At 69.3% G+C, this 13,317-nt stretch carries 12 protein-coding genes; 5 read left to right on the top strand and 7 right to left on the bottom strand.

The genetic code is table 11. The features are described from left to right. Positions 1-27: 27 nt before the first annotated feature. On the top strand, positions 28-1,272 hold the full coding sequence (glyA, locus tag I8E28_RS10125) for a serine hydroxymethyltransferase (protein WP_200787881.1): 1,245 nt from the start codon (positions 28-30) through the stop codon (positions 1,270-1,272). Between the two features lie 10 nt (positions 1,273-1,282). Continuing rightward, on the top strand, positions 1,283-1,732 hold the full coding sequence (nrdR, locus tag I8E28_RS10120) for a transcriptional regulator NrdR (RefSeq protein WP_200787880.1): 450 nt from the start codon (positions 1,283-1,285) through the stop codon (positions 1,730-1,732). Between the two features lie 3 nt (positions 1,733-1,735). On the opposite strand, the gene I8E28_RS10115 is transcribed toward nrdR, so the two are convergent. From I8E28_RS10115 to I8E28_RS10085, 7 genes are all read right to left on the bottom strand, one after another. Further along, positions 1,736-2,296: a GspH/FimT family protein gene (locus I8E28_RS10115; protein ID WP_200787879.1), complete on the bottom strand. Its 561-nt coding sequence runs from the start codon at positions 2,294-2,296 to the stop codon at positions 1,736-1,738. A gap of 133 nt (positions 2,297-2,429) precedes the next feature. Further along, entirely contained in the window at positions 2,430-7,058 is a 4,629-nt protein-coding gene (locus I8E28_RS10110) for a PilC/PilY family type IV pilus protein (protein WP_200787878.1), read from the bottom strand. Between the two features lie 35 nt (positions 7,059-7,093). Further along, positions 7,094-7,627: a PilX N-terminal domain-containing pilus assembly protein gene (locus I8E28_RS10105; RefSeq protein WP_200787877.1), complete on the bottom strand. Its 534-nt coding sequence runs from the start codon at positions 7,625-7,627 to the stop codon at positions 7,094-7,096. After that, the gene (locus I8E28_RS10100; protein WP_200787876.1) at positions 7,624-8,760 is read right to left on the bottom strand and encodes a PilW family protein; all 1,137 of its coding nucleotides are present in this window, start codon (positions 8,758-8,760) and stop codon (positions 7,624-7,626) included. Before I8E28_RS10100 ends, I8E28_RS10105 begins: the two co-directional genes overlap by 4 nt. A gap of 2 nt (positions 8,761-8,762) precedes the next feature. Next, the gene (gene pilV, locus I8E28_RS10095; protein WP_200787875.1) at positions 8,763-9,353 is read right to left on the bottom strand and encodes a type IV pilus modification protein PilV; all 591 of its coding nucleotides are present in this window, start codon (positions 9,351-9,353) and stop codon (positions 8,763-8,765) included. Continuing rightward, positions 9,350-9,823 carry a GspH/FimT family pseudopilin gene (locus tag I8E28_RS10090; protein ID WP_200787873.1) on the bottom strand — a complete coding sequence of 158 codons (474 nt, stop codon included), beginning with the start codon at positions 9,821-9,823 and terminating at the stop codon, positions 9,350-9,352. Before I8E28_RS10090 ends, pilV begins: the two co-directional genes overlap by 4 nt. Positions 9,824-9,829: 6 nt before the next feature. Beyond that, complete coding sequence (locus I8E28_RS10085; RefSeq protein ID WP_200787872.1) at positions 9,830-10,261, bottom strand: type IV pilin protein; 432 nt, start codon at positions 10,259-10,261, stop codon at positions 9,830-9,832. A gap of 139 nt (positions 10,262-10,400) precedes the next feature. Here I8E28_RS10085 and ribD point away from each other — a divergent pair, with 139 nt between their 5' ends. The 3 genes from ribD to ribBA are packed head-to-tail and all read left to right on the top strand — an operon-like array spanning position 10,401 to position 13,312. Beyond that, entirely contained in the window at positions 10,401-11,507 is a 1,107-nt protein-coding gene (gene ribD / locus I8E28_RS10080) for a bifunctional diaminohydroxyphosphoribosylaminopyrimidine deaminase/5-amino-6-(5-phosphoribosylamino)uracil reductase RibD (RefSeq protein WP_200787870.1), read from the top strand. A gap of 45 nt (positions 11,508-11,552) precedes the next feature. Beyond that, positions 11,553-12,185 carry a riboflavin synthase gene (locus I8E28_RS10075; protein WP_200787868.1) on the top strand — a complete coding sequence of 211 codons (633 nt, stop codon included), beginning with the start codon at positions 11,553-11,555 and terminating at the stop codon, positions 12,183-12,185. Further along, complete coding sequence (gene ribBA / locus I8E28_RS10070; RefSeq protein WP_200787866.1) at positions 12,182-13,312, top strand: bifunctional 3,4-dihydroxy-2-butanone-4-phosphate synthase/GTP cyclohydrolase II; 1,131 nt, start codon at positions 12,182-12,184, stop codon at positions 13,310-13,312. The genes I8E28_RS10075 and ribBA overlap by 4 nt, the downstream gene beginning before the upstream one ends. Positions 13,313-13,317: the final 5 nt, after the last annotated feature.

The raw sequence follows: 13,317 nt of genomic DNA, 5'->3' as shown, positions 1-13,317 counted from the left end.
GGGGCAACACCTCCAGGACTGCCGCGCATGTTCCACCGCAACATCCTCATCGAACAGACCGATCCCGAGCTCTGGGCCGCCATCACGGCGGAAAACCGCCGCCAGGAAGAGCACATCGAGCTGATCGCCAGCGAGAACTACGCCTCGCCCGCCGTCATGGCGGCGCAGGGCACCCAGCTGACCAACAAGTACGCCGAGGGCTATCCCGGCAAGCGCTACTACGGCGGCTGCGAGAACGTCGACGTCGCCGAGCAACTGGCGATCGACCGCGTCAAGCAGCTGTTCGGCGCCGACGCCGCCAACGTGCAGCCGCACTCCGGCGCGCAGGCCAACGAGGCCGTGTTCCTGGCCTTCCTCAAGCCGGGCGACACCATCATGGGCATGAGCCTGGCCGAAGGCGGCCACCTCACCCACGGCATGGCGCTGAACATGTCGGGCAAGTGGTTCAACGTCGTCTCGTACGGCCTCGACAAGGACGAAGCCATCGACTACGACGCGATGGAGCGCAAGGCGCGCGAGCACAAGCCCAAGCTGATCATCGCGGGCGCGTCGGCGTACTCGCTGCGCATCGATTTCGAGCGCTTCGCGCGCGTGGCCAGGGAGATCGGCGCGATCTTCATGGTGGACATGGCGCACTACGCCGGCCTGGTGGCCGCGGGCGCCTACCCCAACCCGGTGCCGCATGCCGACGTCGTGACGTCCACCACCCACAAGAGCCTGCGCGGCCCGCGCGGCGGCATCATCCTGATGAAGGCCGAGCACGAGAAGGCGATCAACAGCGCCATCTTCCCCGGCCTGCAAGGGGGGCCGCTGATGCACGTCATCGCGGCCAAGGCCGTCGCCTTCCAGGAAGCGCTGACGCCCGAGTTCAAGGCGTACCAGGAGCAGGTGGTGCGCAACGCGGACGTCGTGGCGCGCACGCTGGTCGAGCGCGGCCTGCGCATCGTCAGCGGCCGCACCGAGAGCCACGTCATGCTGGTCGACCTGCGCGCCAAGGGCATCACCGGCAAGGAAGCCGAGGCGGTGCTGGGCCAGGCGCACATGACCATCAACAAGAACGCGATCCCCAACGATCCCGAGAAGCCGATGGTCACCAGCGGCGTGCGCATCGGCACGCCTGCGATGACCACGCGCGGCTTCAAGGAAGACGAGGCGCGGCAGACGGCGCACCTGATCGCCGACGTTCTGGACAACCCGCGCGACCCGGCCAACATCGCCGCCGTGCGGGAGAAGGTCAACGCCCTCACCCGCCGGTTCCCGGTCTACAAGTGAAGGTCGCGCGATGAAGTGCCCCTTCTGCGGCAACGCCGACACCCAGGTGGTGGAGACGCGCGTGTCCGAGGACGGGGACTTCATCCGCCGCCGGCGCCAGTGCATCGACTGCGAAAAACGCTTCACGACCTACGAGCGGCCGGACGTCACGTTCCCGGCGGTGGTGAAGAAGGACGGCCGCCGCATCGAGTACGAGCGCGCCAAGCTGCTGGCGTCGATGAACCTGGCTCTGCGCAAGCGGCCCGTGAGCACCGAGCAGATCGACGCGGCCGTCGAGCGCATCGAGGAAAAGCTGCTCAACCTGGGCGTGCGCGAGATCCCCAGCGCGCGCATCGGCGAGCTGGTGATGCGCGAACTGAAGAAGCTGGACAAGGTGGCGTACGTGCGCTTCGCCAGCGTCTACCGCAGCTTCGAGGACATCGACGAGTTCAAGACGCTCGTCGACGAAGTGCGCCGCTGACCCTCACGGGCAGCCGTCCAGCACCGACTTCTGCACGCGCGGGCGGCCGTTCGCGTTGATCACGATCAGCCGGCCCGTCACCGGCTCCGCGGACGGGCGGCACACCGTGAGCGTGCCCGCCTGGAAGGCACCGCCGACCTGCCGTGTCGACCCGTCGGGCGCGTACGCGACGTAGCGCGCGAGTGTCCCGTTGCCCAAGGCGTGCAGGTCGCCACCGAGCGCCTGCTGCCGCTGCAGCAGCAGTTCGCCGGCCGCGCGGGTGCCGTTGCCGTTGCTGTCGACGAAGACGATCCAGCCCTGGTCCCAGCGGCCGGCCGTCGTGCACGTCGCGCCGTCGGCCGACTTGCACAGCGTGACGCGCGCCTTGCGCTTGAGCGCCTCGCTGCGCGCGAACAGCAGGTCGGCGAGCAGGTCGTTGCTGGCCGCGCTGGCCGCCATCGAGCCGACGAGCGATCGCAGCGACGGCAGGCCCACGCCCAGCAGCACGGCGGCGACGGCGAGCACCGCGAGCAGTTCGACGAGGGAGAAGCCGCGCTGCGCGGCCGGTACGGGATGGAAGTGCATCCGCGCAGGGTAGGCAGCGCTCCCCGCCGCTCCCACCACCAGCTGCAGGAGGCGCGCCGCACCGGCGCCATCCGGCCGGTGGAGAAAGACGAAGGGCGCCCTCAGGCGCCCTTCGCATCGATGCCGTGCGCGACTACTTCTTGTACCAGTAGGTGCGGCGCAGGTTCTTCGGGATGACCTTGCCCACGTTGCAGTTCTCGAGCGCCGAGTTGCAGGGGTTGTTGTTGGTGCCGCCCAGCTGGCTGCCCGAGATGCCGCAGCCGATGCAGAACTTCTCGTTGTACGTGGTCGTACCGCCGTTGCCGTTGTCCTTGGTCATCTGGACGATGCCCGCCACCGCGCTCGGGGGCATGCCGCCGCCTTGCAGGACGTTGCTCACGAACGTGCCGTCGAAGGGATTGACGCCGTAGGCGCGCGCCTCGCCCAGGTTGGCCGCGCAGGTGGCAGTGGTGTCCACGGGCTTGTTGGTCGCAAAGAACACCGTGCCGTTGACGGCCAGCGGTGCGTTGACCGCCTTCTCGCCGGTCGCCAGCGTGATGTACACGCCGCTGCGGGTGCCGTCCCAGGTGGTGCTGGTGGCGTTGAACAGGTCCGAGAGCTTCAGGGGCGACGCCATCGGAGAACCGAGGGCCGTCCCCGTGTCCCTCACGAGGAAGAAGCGGTCGACCGTGTTGTAGGACGAGCCGGCGGCCGTGTTCTTCAGCGGGTGCTCCCGGTCGCCGGAGGCGAGCGACAGCGCGTCGTAGGACCCCGTGGCGCCCGCTGCCTTGATGGACAGCACCGACGGCGGGAAGAAGAACTTGCGCACCGGCTTGCCGTCGCTGCAGAGGGAGGCCGCGGCGACGCCGTCGTCGCAGCCCAGGGAGGCGACCTTGCTCACGGCCCACGTGGCCGTATCCGCCGTGTTGACGTCGACGCGCCAGACGTTGCCGCCCAGGTCGCCGACGTACAGCTTGTCGACCTTGCCGTTGTTGTCGCGGTCCACGAAGGCGATGTCCGATGGGATCGGCTGGGTCATGCCCGGCACTGCCCGGCAGGTGCCGCTTGCGCCGCAGCTCGGCTGGGCGCGCCACACGAGCGCTCCGGACACCGCGTCCACGATGTAGATGGCGCGGCCCATGGCGGCGGTGCCCGCGGGCTCGGTGTCGTGCGCGGGGTCATAACCGCCGCCGAACACGAGCACCGGGTTGGCGTAGTTCTGCAGGAGCGTCAGGCGCGGGCGCGACCAGGTCTGGCCCAGTTCCTCGAAGCCCGTGCTGTTGGTGTCGATGCGCCACAGGACCTGGGGCGACTGCGGCTGCGTGATGTCGAGCGCGTACAGGAAGCGACCGCCCCGGCGCATGGTGAGGTAGATGTAGGCGGTTTCGATCGAACCGGTCGCGGTCAGCTTCTGGTAAACGCCGGTCGGGCCGTCCACGAAGTAGTTCTTGGGCAGCGCCGTCTTGAGGACCGTGGACGGGAACTGCAGTTCCGGCGAGTTCGTGCGCAGGCGGTTCAGGTACGGGTAGTGCTCCGGCAGCACCAGGCCCCACAGCTCGCCGCCGGGGTCCACCGAACCGATCCTGCCGGCCTGGTTCCCGTTGATGGCGCGGAACACGCCGTCGTTGGCGCCGTAGAACGCCACGATGCCGCGGCTGTCGCCGTAGTTGATCACGAGCGGGCGCGAATGCAGCACGTCGCCGTGGATGGATTCGCGCACCTTGATGCCGTTGCCCGGGCCCTTCTCGTCGCCCTGGTTGTCCAGGCCGCGCACCCACTTGATCACGGTGTCGCGGTCGGGCGAGGACGTGGCGCTGTACGCCTGCATGTTGGCGCCGGTGGCCGGGGTGGTCGGGTTCAGCGGGATCGGCCCGTAGGTCAGCGTGGTGCAGCCCGGGTTCACAGTGCAGGTGACCGCGTAGGACCCGGCGTATTCCGATTCGTCGGTGTAGCCGGTGCCGTTCAGCGGCGCGATGGTGACCGTGTCCCCCGTCACCAGGGAATTGGAGGGCACGACCACCGTCACCGTCCCCGTGGCGCTACGGGACACGGAGGACGCCGTGATCGACGCTCCGCCGACGCTGACCGTGGTGCCGTCCGGGATGATGGCCGCCGCGGGCGGCAGGGACACGGTGTAGGTCGCCGTCGTGCAGCTGCCGTTGCACGAGATCGTGGCGCTGCCGCTGGTGGGCACGAATCCCGCCGACGCCGACGTGACGTTCAGCACGTCGCCGCTGGTGAAGTAGTTCGCTGGCAGGTTCGACGCCTGGATCGTCGCCGATGCCGCATTGTTCATCCGCTGCAGGTTCACCGTCTGCGGGGTCGTCGCCACGGATGCGTAGGTGGTGCCGCCGTTGGTGGCGGGCTTCAGGTCGTTGCTGTTGTTGAAGCTGGCGGTGAAGCTGAACTGGGTCGAGTTGATCCGGGTGATCCGGTACGTGCCGTCCACGCCCTTGCTGCCGGTGATCGTCACCGACTGCTGGTCATGGAAGGTGTGCCCTGCCGTGGTCGCGGTGACCGTGGTGCCGGACCCGGACATGTTGCCCGAGATGGCGGTGGCCGTGCTGCTCGGGTAGGCGAGCGTGCCGGTAGCGCCGGCGCCCGCCGGCGGAGACAGCGTCAGCGAGATCGTGAACGAACCGGTGTTGGTTCCGTTGGCCACGTTGCCGATCACCACGGGCGACGAATAGCCTGCGATCGTGCTGCTGAACTGCACGGAGTCGCCGTTGGCGAAGCTGTGCGGTATCGAGGTCACCACCGTTGCCAGCTCCGTCGACGTCGCGCATCCGGACGTGCTGCAGGCCGGCCGCGTGATCGAGGCGAGGCCGAAGCTCGCCACGCCGGGCTTGCTCAGCACGTAGGTGCCGACCGCCGGCGTTTTGGGCGTGTCCGGGAGCCCCGTGATGGTGAAGCTGTTCGAGCTGTTGATGTTCGCCGCCGTGAGCGTCCGCGTGACGTTGTACGCCGCCTGGTTGACGTTGCGGATCGTCACCACGGAGCCCGCCGTGAAGCCGTGGTTGCCCTGCGTCGTCACCAGCGCGGTCGTGCCGGTGCGCACGATCGAATTGATCCGCACCGAGTTGTCCGCGCCGAAGGCATTGGCGGCGATGGCACTGTTGGCGGTGGAGAACTCGTTGCCGCCGTTCGTGAGGTTGGGGTCGCACGTGCCGCCGGCCGGGCAGTAGGTGTACAGGCGCCGCGGGTTCGTGGTGGCGGCCATCGCGCCGGCGAACGTGGCCCTCAGGTTCTCCTTGCGCAACTGCTGCGCGACGCCGCCCTTCTCCACGACCTCGCCGTCGGGCAGGTCGAACGCGGTGGGCGTCGCCCCCTTGAGGTCATTGACGAAGAAGCCGCCGGTGGCCGTGTCGTCCGGCGCCGTGGTGGTGTCCTTGTAAGTCCAGTAGCTCTCCGCGCTGGGCGACAGGAAGCCGGTGCCCGCGGAACTGATCGCCGCCTGCCCCCTCGCGTCGCCCATCACCAGCGCGCCGTTGGTGCCGGTGACCAGCTTGTACTGCTTCAGGTTGCCCATCCACCGCGGGTTGCCCTCGGCATCCGGGCGGAACATCCCCAGGAAGATCTGGTTCAGGTAGGTGCCCTGCGCGTTCACCGACACCGGCAGCGACGCCGACGAGAACACGCTGTTGACCGCCTGCACCTCGTTGAGGATCTTCAGCAGCGCCTCGGTCAGCCCGGACGCGTCGCTGGTCGGGAAGAACTTGCCGCCACCATACGTGGCCATGCTGGACAGCAGGGCCGGGTAATCGGCCTTGTAGTTGGCGCCGCAGGTGCCCTGCATGCCGATCGTATACGTGATGATGTTCTGGAGACCGTTGCTCTGCCCTGTGGGAGAGTTTGTGCCGGCGTCCTGCTGGAACATGAGGCGCGCCCACTCGTCGGCCCAGTTCGTCGACCAATCACCGCTCGAGCTGGTGGCCACCACGCTGGTGATGCCGCACATAGCCGGATTGAACGCCGCGGCCGTGGTGATCTTGCCCTTCTGCGAGTCGCTGGCGTTCACGCGGGTGTCCGCCATCGACCAGTTGTTCGACGCGCCGTCCGGGCCCGGCGAGGGATTGCCGTTGCTGGGGCTCTTGTCGGTGTTGGCGATGTAGATGATGAAGTTGCGCTGGCAGCCGGTCAGCTGGGACGGCGAGTAGGTCGTGCCCGACAGGCCGGTCTTGCCGTTGAAATAGGCCCAGGCCTCCTGCATCACCGCGTCGGCGGACTGCGACGCGGTGTTCACCTTGACGCTGAAGTCGTTCGGGCCGTTGTTGTTGCCCGTGGCATTCCACGACTTGATGAAGTCGATCATGCTCTGCTTGTTCGACTTGCCGTACGTCGGGTTCGTCGCGGTGGTCATCGGCGTCAGCTTGCGCAGCAGGCAACCGCCACCGCCGCTTGCGGCGCACAGCTCGTGGTACGCGTTGGTGGTCGCGGCCGGGGACGAGGTCGCGTAGCCGTTCCCGTTGCTCACCATCAGGCCGATGTTCACGGAGCCGTCGGGCAGCGAATTGATCGCATCCACCAGCGCGCATTGCAGCATGCCGGCGGACTTCTGCGAGCCCAGCGACGGCGGGGTGCTGGTGCCCGAATAGGCCGAGCAGCCGGGGCCGCTCGCCGTGGCGTCGAAGTTGGCGCCGTTGTCGAGGATGAACAGCACGTTCGGGGTGCCCGAGGTGCCGCTGTTGTCGACGTAGATGTCGGTGTCCTCGGCGCGCAGCGACGCCGAATAGCCGGCCAGCAGCAGCGCCATCAGCGCCAGCACCCATTGCATTCTTTTCATGATCAGTCCCCTCTGCGGCAGGTGCATGGTCGTCCTCACGGGCAGTTCACCTGCGCGCCCACGCGCACGGCGGCGCCCTGCAGGATCGCCACGCTGGCGCCGGAATTCGGATCGTTCACCCCAGCCGTCACTTCCCATTGCTGGTCCTTGCACGCGCTCGGCGTCACCGTGAGGGTGCCGCCCGACGTCACCAGCTTGTCCTGGTCCTGGCCCTCGAAGCACACCTGGTCGGCGGCCTTGCCCGGGTCCAGCGTGTCGGTGCTGACGGGCTTGCTGTAGACGCACGAGGGTGCGGAGACCGAGGCGGTGTACGTGACCGCGCCCGTGCTCACCGCGAGTTGGGGGTTGGCGCCGATCGTGGCGATGTTGGGCGACGCGGCGATGGCCGCGACAGTCGTCTCGACGGCAACCTGCGCGGCGGCAAAGGCCTCGGCCTCGGTCTGCGCGTTGCCCGCGATCTTGAGGCTGATGTTGCCGAAGCGGATGGCCGACACCACGAGCAGGGTCAGCACGATCAGCATGATGAGGGCGATGACCAGGGTCATGCCGGACTGGATGCGGCGGCTCACGACGTCCTCCTCCCGCTCGGGTTGACGAAGCGCACCGACTGCACGAACACGTGGCGCCTGTAGCGGTCGCTGGCGGCCACGACCGTGCCGTCCGTGCCGGCGGAGTCGACGGTCCCCATCGCATAGGTCTTGGCGTCGCTGTAGCCCGGGCTGGCCTCGTTGCTGCGGACCAGCAGGGTGAGCTTGGCGCTCATGACGTCAGGCCAGCTGGCCAGGGCGACGGAACCGGGGGCGACGTCCAGGCCGTTGGGGGCGCCGTCGTTGTCGCTGTCCACGCCGAAAGTGACCTGCAGGTTCTCGATGCCTTCGGCCAGCGACACCTTGGTCCACGCCGGCGCGCCGCCGGCAGTCGAGAGTTCCGCCATCTTCAGCGTCGGGATCGGGTTGCCGTTGTCGGCGCCCACGCAGCTGCCGGCGACTTCCACGCTGCAGCTGCTGACGTAATAGATGCGCACGACCGTCTTGCGCAGGGTGGCGCGGGTCGTGAGATCCTTCTTCACCAGCGTGAAGTTGGTGGTGTTGGTGTTCGCCGTGGAGCTGGCGGCCACCATCATGTAGTCGAAGCCCTGGGTGGCGGCGATCATGCCGGTCTGCAGCATCACGGAGCCGGCCGCGGCGGCCACCTTGTTCATGTCGGTGATGCCGCCGGTTTGCAGCGCGCTGGCGTCGGGGTCGGCATGCCGAACCACGATGACGTCGGTGCCCGGCTTGACGTTGCCGATGCAGGACAGCGTCGGCGCCGTGCCAGTGGCGTTGTAGCCCGCCGCGGCGCTCGCTGCCGGCCAGTCGTACGCCTGCACGTGGATGCCCATCGCGTCCTTGATGTTCGACGCGGCCAGCTCGCAGGGATCGGGCAGTGCGGCGCCGGCATACGCGGGCGTGTTGGACAACTCGCCCCAGTAGCCGGCCATCTGCAGGTCGTCGACCATCATGCGCACGGAGTAGCGGCCGTTCTCGATCAGCCGCCCGTTGCGTTCGACCTCCGCGCGGTTGTTGCTCTGGTCCGCGATCAGCGTCGCCAGCGCCGCGACCATGATCATGCCGAGCACGATCGAGATCATGAATTCGACCAGCGTCAGGCCGCGCTGGCGGGCCGGCGAGCGGAGGGCTTGTGATGGCTGCAGCTTGGTCATGGTCAGCTTGCGGTGGGAGGCAGGACGGTGACGCTCACCGCGCGCCGCTGGGCATCGTCGGCGCCGAACTGGCCCGTGCCACAGGTGATGCCCGCCGGCGGCGCACCGACGGCGTTGATGCCTTGCCAGGCGACGCTCACCTGGAAGATGCCGGTCGTGGCGTCCTTGCTGATGCAGCCACGCGCACCGAGGATGGAGCCCGCGTTGTTGCCGCCCGATTGCTCGGCGGCGCCCGCCAGCAGGTTCTGCCAGTCCGTCAGGTCCTGGGTCGCGCGTGTCTTGGCGGCAGCGGCCGTGGCACAAGTGCCCGGGGGTGCCGGCACCGAGCTGCCGGCGGCGATCTCCGTCGTGCCGAGCGCGTAGCAGTCCGAGGCCATGCGGTTGGACGCGATGCGCGCCACCATGTCCTGCGCCAGCAGGAGCGCCTGCACGCGCTGGTACGACTCCAGTTGCGCGCGCTGGCTCTGGACCATGACGCCGATCAGGCCCAGCAGGCCGACCATCAGGATCATCAGGGACACGAGGATCTCGACCAGCGTCGCGCCGGCCTGGCGGCGGCGCGGGCGCGACATGCGCATGCGGCGGCGGGTCATGAGCAGGCTCCGCTGGAAGTGCTGGGGATGCCGGTGAGGTCGACCTTCACGCAGCGCTGCGTGGTCGCGACGGCGGTGCTGGTCACCGTGAACTGGGACGAGGCGCCGATGCGGCCGTTGCCCTGGTAGGCGACGGAGGCGGGGCCGGCGATCGTCACGCCGTTGAACGCGTTCTGCGTGGCGAGGGTGGTGGGCGTGGCGGCGGTGTCCACCGCCGTCCAGCCGCTGGCCCAGTTGCCGCCGCTCGGGGTGATGTTGACGGTGACGTTGCGCTTGACCGCCTCGCTGCGCGACAGCAGGAGCGTCGTGGCGATCTCGGACGCGGCGCTCTTGACCCGCTGGCTGGCCATGAAGTTCTTGAACGACGGCACGGCCAGGCCGAGCATGATCGCGGAAATGGTGACCACGACCAGCAGCTCGATCAGGGTGAAGCCACCCTGCGGACGCGGCGGACGGCGAGTCGGCGGCATCGTGGGTCAGCCCCAGCAGGTCGACGCGGAACCGGAACTGGTCTTGGCCCCCGCGTTGTTCAGGGTCAGCGTGCCGCAAGCCGTGTCGTTGGCGAGTTGCGTGCCGATCGGCGTGGCGGTGATGGTGAAGGTGGTGGTCGTGGTCGTGACCGTCACCGTGTAGAAGGTGGACACATCAGCGGGCACCGTGATGCCGGCGGCAGTCCATTCGGACGCAGCGCCGGTGGCAGCCGCGAAGTACGTGCGCGAGTTGAGCATGTACTGCTCCTGCTTGTTCGCGACGTTGAACATGAAGGACTGCGCGGCCGCGCGGCGACCCTTGGCCACCTGCTTCGTGTACTGCGGGTACGCGACGGAAGCGAGGATCGCGATGATCGCCACGGTGATCATCAGCTCGATCAGGGTGAAGCCCCGCATCGCCGTCCTGGTCCTGGTCATGCCCTCTCCTCCTCCACGCGGTTTTCGCGCAGGCTGAACCATAAGCGTGCATTTCCGGGCCACGGACCCCAGCCCGACGACCGGCGCGCCCGATGCGCCAAGTGGCTGCGCGGGTCCACCGGTCGCGGACAATCGGCCCATGGACCTCCCAACGCCCATGCGCCAGGCGCTCGATCTCGCGCAGCGCGCCATCGGCCTGTCCGAGCCGAATCCGCGCGTCGGCTGCGTGATCGTCGGCGCGGATGGCGCGGTGCTGGGCCAGGGCCACACGCAGCACGCAGGCGGCCCGCACGCCGAGATCGCGGCGCTGCAGGACGCCGCAGCCGCCGGCCACGACGTGCGCGGCGCCACCGCGTTCGTGACGCTGGAGCCCTGCTCGCACCACGGCCGCACGGGCCCCTGCTGCGACGCGCTCGCGGCTGCCGGCATCGGCCGTGTCGTCGCCAGCTGCACCGATCCGAATCCGCTCGTGGCCGGCAAGGGCTTCGCGCGGCTTTGCGCGGCGGGTGTCGCGATCGACGTCGGCCCGGGCGAAGCGGAGACGCAAGTCCTGAACCCGGGCTTCTTCAGCCGCATGCAGCGTGGGCGCCCCTGGGTGCGCGCCAAGATCGCCGCCAGCCTGGACGGCAAGACCGCGCTGGACGACGGCCGCAGCCAGTGGATCACGTCGGAACCGGCGCGGCGGGACGGGCACGCATGGCGCGCCCGCGCGACCGCGGTGCTGACGGGCATCGGCACCGTGCTGCAGGACGACCCGCGCCTGGACGTGCGCCTGGTCCCGGCGGCGCGCCAGCCCGATCTCGTGCTGGTCGACAGCCGCCTGGAGGTGCCCTCCACCGCCCGCCTCTTCTCCGCCGCGCAGCGCCGCGTCCGCATCTACTGCGCGGTGCCGGACTCGCCACGCCGAGCCGAACTCGAAGCCCTGGGCGCCGAGGTGATCGCCCTCCCGAACGCGGGTGGCAAGGTGGACCTGGCTGCGATGCTGGCCGACCTCGGAAGGCGCGAAGTCAATGAGCTGCACGTCGAGGCCGGCTTCAAGCTGAATGGCTCGCTGGTCCGCGAGGGCCTGGTCGACGAATGGCTGGTCTACCTCGCCCCGAAGCTCCTCGGACAGGGCCAGGGCATCGCCGCCTTCGGCCCGCTGCCGGGCCTGGAGGCCGCGCCAGCGCTGGATTTCGGGGCGATCGAGCGCATCGGTCCCGACCTGCGCATCGTCGCGAGGGCGACCCCTGCGGACCGCGGCTAAGGGTTCCCCCGGATGGGGCTGCCCGTTCCCTGCGAAAATGCGGGGATGTTCACCGGAATCATCACCGGGGTGGGGCGCATCGCCGCCGTCCACGACCTCGGCGCCAGCAGCCAGCATGGCAAGCGCATCACCGTCGAGGCACCGGCCGGCTACCTGGACGACGTCGGCCTGGGCGACAGCATCGCCCTCAACGGCGCCTGCATGACCGTCACCACCCTCGACGCCAGCCGCAAGGCCTTCACCGTGGACGTCTCCGCGGAATCGCTGGACAAGACCAGCGGCCTGGCCGACCCCGGCCCCGTCAACCTCGAGAAGGCGCTGCGTGCGCACGACCGGCTGGGCGGGCACATCGTCTCCGGCCACGTCGACGGCCTCGGCACGGTGACGAAGTTCGCGCCGGTGGGCGAAAGCCACGAACTCCGCATCCTCGCCCCCGCGTCGCTGGCCAAGTACCTGGCCTACAAGGGCTCGGTCACCGTCAACGGCGTGAGCCTCACGGTCAACAGCGTGCGCGACGCCGGTGACGGCTGCGAGCTGTCGATCAACCTGATCCCGCACACGATCGAGAACACCGCGCTGCGCGTGCTGCGCGAGGGCTCGCGCGTGAACCTCGAAATCGACCTGATCGCCCGCTACGTCGAACGCATGCTGGGTGCCGGCGCCAAGGAAATCGCATGAACGCCCCCATCCGCCCCCTGGCCGCGATCTCGCCGGTCGAGGACATCGTCGCCGAGCTGAAGGCCGGCCGCATGGTGATCCTGGTCGACGAGGAAGACCGCGAGAACGAGGGCGACCTCGTCCTGGCCGCCGACCACGTCACGCCCGAAGCCATCAACTTCATGGCCCGCTTCGGCCGCGGCCTGGTCTGCCTGACGCTGACGCGCGAGCGCTGCGAACGCCTGCGCCTGCCGCCGATGGTGGCGCGCAACGGCACGAAGATGGGCACGGCCTTCACCGTCTCCATCGAAGCGGCGCAAGGCGTCACCACCGGCATCTCCGCCGCCGACCGTGCCCGCACAGTGCAGGCCGCGGTGGCGAAGGACGCGAAGGCCGACGACCTGGTGCAGCCCGGCCACATCTTCCCGCTGCAGGCGGTGGACGGCGGCGTGCTCATGCGCGCCGGCCACACCGAAGCGGGCTGCGACCTCGCCGGCATGGCGGGCCTGACGCCCGCCGCCGTGATCTGCGAGGTGATGAAGGACGACGGCACGATGGCGCGGCTGCCCGACCTGCAGCTGTTCGCCGCCGAGCACGGCGTGAAGATCGGCACCATCGCCGACCTGATCGAATACCGCAGCCGCAACGAGTCGCTGGTGCGCCAGGTCGGCACGCGCGAGCTGCGCACCGCCTACGGCCCGTTCACGGCACATGCGTGGCGCGACGGCCCCAGCCAGGGGCTCCACCTCGCGCTGGTGCTCGGCAGCTGGGGGGCGGACGACGCCGTGCCGGTGCGCGTGCACGAACCGCTATCGGTGCTCGACGCGCTGGAGACCAACCGCTCGATGCACTCGTGGAGCCTGGACGCCAGCCTGCGGCACGTCGCGGCCGAGGGGCGCGGCGTCGTCGTGCTGCTCAATTGCGGCGAGTCGGCGGACCAGCTGCAGGCGCAGTTCGAAGGCACCGCGCGCGCCGCGCAGGCACCCGAGCGCGGCCGCATGGACCTGCGCACCTACGGCATCGGCGCGCAGATCCTGCGCGCCTGCGGCGTGCACCGCATGACGCTGATGGGGACGCCGCGCCGGCTGCCCAGCATGGCGGGCTACGGCCTCGAGATCACGGGGCACCTCGCGCCTCCCACCCACTAGAACAA

Origin of the sequence: Ramlibacter algicola, from assembly GCF_016641735.1 — a bacterium.
Taxonomy (GTDB): domain Bacteria; phylum Pseudomonadota; class Gammaproteobacteria; order Burkholderiales; family Burkholderiaceae_C; genus Ramlibacter; species Ramlibacter algicola.
This window is presented reverse-complemented; position numbering and strand designations above follow the sequence as displayed.